At 45.0% G+C, this 4,923-nt stretch carries 3 protein-coding genes; all 3 read left to right on the top strand.

The window, feature by feature from the left end; all coding sequences use genetic code 11:
* The first annotated feature begins 467 nt into the window (after nucleotides 1-467).
* The 3 genes from Q7J27_09235 to Q7J27_09245 are packed head-to-tail and all read left to right on the top strand — an operon-like array spanning nucleotide 468 to nucleotide 4,800.
* A complete protein-coding gene (locus tag Q7J27_09235) occupies nucleotides 468-2,984 on the top strand; it encodes a DEAD/DEAH box helicase family protein (GenBank protein MDO9529330.1) in 2,517 nt (838 codons plus the stop codon).
* A gap of 13 nt (nucleotides 2,985-2,997) precedes the next feature.
* The gene (locus Q7J27_09240) at nucleotides 2,998-3,504 is read left to right on the top strand and encodes an ORF6N domain-containing protein (protein MDO9529331.1); all 507 of its coding nucleotides are present in this window, start codon (nucleotides 2,998-3,000) and stop codon (nucleotides 3,502-3,504) included.
* Nucleotides 3,505-3,525: 21 nt separating this feature from the next.
* Complete coding sequence (locus Q7J27_09245; GenBank protein ID MDO9529332.1) at nucleotides 3,526-4,800, top strand: N-6 DNA methylase; 1,275 nt, start codon at nucleotides 3,526-3,528, stop codon at nucleotides 4,798-4,800.
* The last annotated feature ends 123 nt before the right edge of the window (nucleotides 4,801-4,923 follow it).

Below are 4,923 nucleotides of genomic sequence, written 5' to 3' on the forward strand. Positions count from 1 at the left end.
TTTCTGCTAAGAAAAACCATGGACAAGAAAATGAAAAAAATCTTCTCCATAAACAACAAACCCGGGTAACATCTTTTATGAGGCAACGTAACCTAAAATCTCTCCCCCTTCGGTAACATTTTATTATGAGTCAACTGGTACCCTAAAACAGACATTAACCCTTCCAACACAGTAGGACAGGCGTCCCGCCTGTCCATAATGGCGAATCGCTTAGACAGCCGAGACGGCTGTCCTACGGGAGGGGAAAGACAGACTCTATTTTCAATGTCTATTGGGGGGTTAGAATTGTAAGCCATTGGCCATGAGGTCGACAACTCTTAACTGGAGTCATTGAAATTCCTTGCATATTTTCTTTTCTATGTTTATAAATAACATCGAAGAGTTAAAGGAGTCTCCTGTTCGGAACGGTTTAGTAATAATTTAGGTAATTTCCAAAAAGCGTTTAAAGTTGTCAAGAGCACAGTCGTATGGAAAAAGAAGCCAAAGCAAGGATAAGAATTAATAGCCTCCTTCAGCGTTCAGGGTGGCGGTTTTTTGATGATAAAACCGGCCCGGCCAATATTGCGCTGGAAACAAATGTCAAAATAAAGAAGAAAGTTCTTGACCAGTTTGGTGATGATTTTGAGAAAACCGGCAATGGATATGTTGATTACCTCCTGCTCGACAGCAAAGGCTTCCCCTGTGCGGTACTTGAAGCAAAATCTGAAAAATTAGACCCACTGGCCGGCAAAGAGCAGGCCCGCAAATACGCCAGATCGTCAAATGTTCGCTTTATCATTCTTTCCAATGGAAACCTCCATTATTTCTGGGACCTGGAGCACGGTAATCCCTCTATTATAATCGACTTTCCTTCTCAGGAATCATTAGGCCAGTACAGGACATTTAAACCCAATCCTGAAAGCCTTGTTAAGGAAAAAGTCGAAGACGATTATATCGCTATTACCCAGAGCCCCGTGTATCGTTCCGCTCCCAGCTGGAATAATCCTGATGAGCGCGATGACTTTATCAAAGACAACAACCTGAAATTTCTGCGGCCTTATCAGTTGAATGCCATTTACGCCCTGCAGAAGTCTGTAAAAAGCGGCGGCAACCGTTTTCTCTTTGAGATGGCCACAGGCACCGGCAAAACGCTTGCGTCCGCCGCCGTTATCAAACTCTTTTTAAAAACAGGCAATGCCAGCCGTGTCCTTTTCCTGGTCGATAGAATCGAGTTGGAAAACCAGGCCTGGAAAAATCTTGTCCGTTGCCTGAAGAATGATTACACCTGCGTCATCTTCAAAGAAAACCGCGACGATTGGCGCAAGGCCGAGATTGTCGTTTCCACAGTACAGAGCCTTTCGTTCAATAATAAGTATAGACGCCTGTTTTCCCCGACAGATTTTGATCTGATCATATCTGATGAAGCCCACCGCTCAATCAGCGGAAACAGCCGGGCTGTGTTCGAATATTTTGTGGGTTATAAATTGGGGCTTACCGCCACGCCAAAGGATTACCTGAAGAAGATCGACCCGGAAAAAATCAGTAAGCAAGACCCGCGGGAATGGGAACGCAGGCAACTCCTCGATTCGTATATAACCTTTGGCTGTGCCAGCGGAATCCCCACTTTCAGGTACAGCCTCGTCGACGGAGTAAATGACGGGTTTCTGGTCAACCCGGTTGTCGTAGATGCCAGGACGGAAATCACTACACAGCTCCTGTCCGACCTTGGTTATTCCGTGCTTATTGAAAACGAAGAAGGAAAATTAGAGGAAAAGATCTTTTTCCAGAAAGACTTTGAGAAGAAGTTTTTTTCAGATAAAACAAATGGAATCCTGTGCAAAACCTTTCTTGAAAACGCAATCAGGGACCCTTTAAGCAATGAAATCGGCAAAAGCATCATTTTCTGCGTAAGCCAGAACCATGCTTCCAAAATCACCCAGACCCTCAATATATTTGCTGATAGCCTGTTCCCCGGAAAATACAACTCTGATTTCGCCGTACAGGTGACTTCAATAATTCCAGACGCACAGCAGTTTTCAATCAGTTTTGCAAACAACAACCTGAACGGACACACCAGGGTGCTGGAGGGATATCTCAGCTCCAAAACCCGTGTCTGCGTGACTGTCGGCATGATGACCACCGGTTATGATTGCGAAGACATTTTAAACCTCTGCCTGATGCGTCCTATATTTTCTCCCACTGATTTCATACAGATCAAGGGCCGGGGCACAAGGAAATATTCTTTCCTTCATAAAATAAAAGAAAATGGCCACATGGAGGAATATAAGAAGGAAAAGAGAACATTTAAACTCTTTGATTTCTTTGCCACCTGCGAGTATTTTGAGGAGAAATTCAATTACGACGAGGTACTGGAACTGCCCCCCACCGGAACAGGGACGGGCACTGGTGATGGCGGTGGCATCAATGTTGACGAATTCGAAAACATCCAGCCGGACCCATTATCGTCTTACATAGAGTCACGCGTGGGTCTTGACGGAATGAAGATAGATCGCAAATTCTACGATCAATTCGAGGAAACCGTCAAAAAAGATGATACGGTTCGTCAGCACTATGAACGCGGTGATATGAAAGCTGCCGAGGAATACATCAGGAAGAATCTCTTTGATAAACCCGAAGAATTCTTCAATCTTGAGAAACTAAGAAAATCGGTTCATCTGGATAGGCGGCTCAGGTTATGGGAGATTCTTGAGAAGACCTTCGGAGATATTGAACGGTTCAAGTCCAAAGATGAACTTCTTGATGAGGAACTGGATAAATTTGTGTCCATCCACAAACCGGACGCCTCCCGCATTTCCCGAATCAAGGGGTTTTTCAAGGCTTATATTGCTGACAGTGAAATCCGGGACATCATAGAGAGTAAAGAATACAATCGCCTTGCCACCAATCCCAAGGTGACTATTGCCGATCTTAAGGACCTTGAAGAGTGGCGAAATGTAATACCTGAATATGTAAAGGACTATGTCCCCCTGAACACATTTTTGTAATTTTGGAGCTGCCATGACATCAACTGTCCCCACTGAATTAATTGTCAATAAGATAGCTTTTCTTCGTAGTGAAAAAGTTTTGTTAGATTATGATCTTGCAAAGCTTTATGGCGTAGAAACAAAGGTTTTAAAGCAAGCAGTACGGAGAAACATAAAACGTTTTCCTGATGATTTTATGTTTGAACTGACAAAAGAGGAAAATCGATCTTTAAGGTCACAAAATGTGACCTTAAAAAGAGGTCAGCATTCAAAGTATTCACCATTCGCCTTTACAGAACAAGGTGTGGCAATGCTATCTTCTGTTCTAAATAGCGAACGTGCTATTGAAGTAAACATTGCAATCATGAGAGCTTTTGTTCAGTTAAGAAAGATGATTGCATCCAATAACAAACTGGCACAGAAACTTGCAGAACTCGAACAACATCTGGAAAGTCATGATGAACAGATTCAGGCCATTTTTGAGGCGATCCGTCAACTCATGACGCCGCCCGCGAAACCACGCAAGAAAATCGGATTTTAGGTAAAGGAAAAGAACCCGGGTATGCTTGATAACGGAACAAAAAAGCGGATAGATTCCGCGCGTGACATCCTTGTGGGCAAGGTCCCTGACCCCAAATCACAGGTAGAACAGATAACCATCGCCATGATCTACAAGTTCATGGACGACATGGACAATCAAACCGAGGAACTCGGAGGCAAGGCCACCTTTTTTGCCGGTGAATTCAAACAGTATGCCTGGAGCCGCCTGCTCGACCGCAAATTCAGCGGTCATGAACGTCTTCTCCTCTATGCCGAGGGAATAGAGAAGATGGATATGAACGAAAATATCCCCCAGCTTTTCAGGGATATTTTCAAAGGAGCGTTTCTACCTTACAGAGACCCGGAAACACTAAATCTCTTTCTGAAGGAAATAAATGGTTTTGCCTATGACCACAGCGAACGCCTGGGAGATGCTTTCGAATACCTGCTTTCCGTTCTGAGCAGTCAGGGAGATGCAGGGCAGTTTCGCACCCCGCGGCATGTCATTGATTTCATGGTTGAGATTGTAAATCCAGCCAAAGAGGATACTGTTCTTGACCCTGCGTGCGGCACGGCCGGATTCCTAATCTCATCCTACAAACATATTCTTCGTCAAAATACCAAAAGCCGTCCCGGCGACCTCCTGACCACTGATGACAAAGGCCGTCTCATGACAAATTTCTGCGGCTACGACATCTCGCCTGACATGGTACGGCTCTCTCTGGTCAATATGTATCTGCACAGCTTTGCAAATCCGGCAGTTTATGAATACGATACACTCACCAGCGAAGACCGATGGGACGAGCGTTATGACGTAATCCTGGCAAATCCGCCGTTCATGTCGCCAAAAGGCGGCATCCGGCCCCATTCCCGTTTCACTATAAAGGCCAAACGGAGCGAAGTCCTTTTTGTTGATTACATCGCCGAACACCTCAACGTTCATGGCAGGGCCGGCGTGATTGTCCCCGAAGGGATCATCTTCCAGTCCCAGAACGCCTATAAAAATTTGCGTAAAATGTTAGTGGACGAAGGCTATTTGTATGCAGTAATTTCCCTGCCTGCCGGTGTTTTTCAGCCATACTCCGGCGTCAAAACAAGCATCCTGCTAATGGACAAAACCCTGGCCAAAAAGACCGGCGAAATCCTTTTCGTAAAAGTAACAAACGACGGCTTCGACTTAGGCGCCCAGCGCCGCCCCATTGATAAAAACGACCTGCCCCAGGCCCTTAAAATCGTCAAAGACTGGAAGCAGGCAATCGGCCAAGGCAAAGAGTTTGAGCTTAACCCAAATTCATGATTTGCGCCCTGAAAATTGCCGAAATCTGGCAGGCAAGAAAACATGATATGTTTAATTACAATACCTTACGATTGCAGGTAGCCTGAAACGTCATTTGTAGTGCCAGAAAATGACTCATGGATA

Source organism: Syntrophales bacterium (genome assembly GCA_030655775.1).
Lineage (GTDB): Bacteria > Desulfobacterota > Syntrophia > Syntrophales > JADFWA01 > JAUSPI01.

Coding starts and splice junctions, on each gene's coding strand:
- Q7J27_09235 (MDO9529330.1), top strand. CDS start 468: ATGGAAAAAGAAGCCAAAGCAAGGATAAGAATTAATAGCCTCCTTCAG.
- Q7J27_09240 (MDO9529331.1), top strand. CDS start 2,998: ATGACATCAACTGTCCCCACTGAATTAATTGTCAATAAGATAGCTTTT.
- Q7J27_09245 (MDO9529332.1), top strand. CDS start 3,526: ATGCTTGATAACGGAACAAAAAAGCGGATAGATTCCGCGCGTGACATC.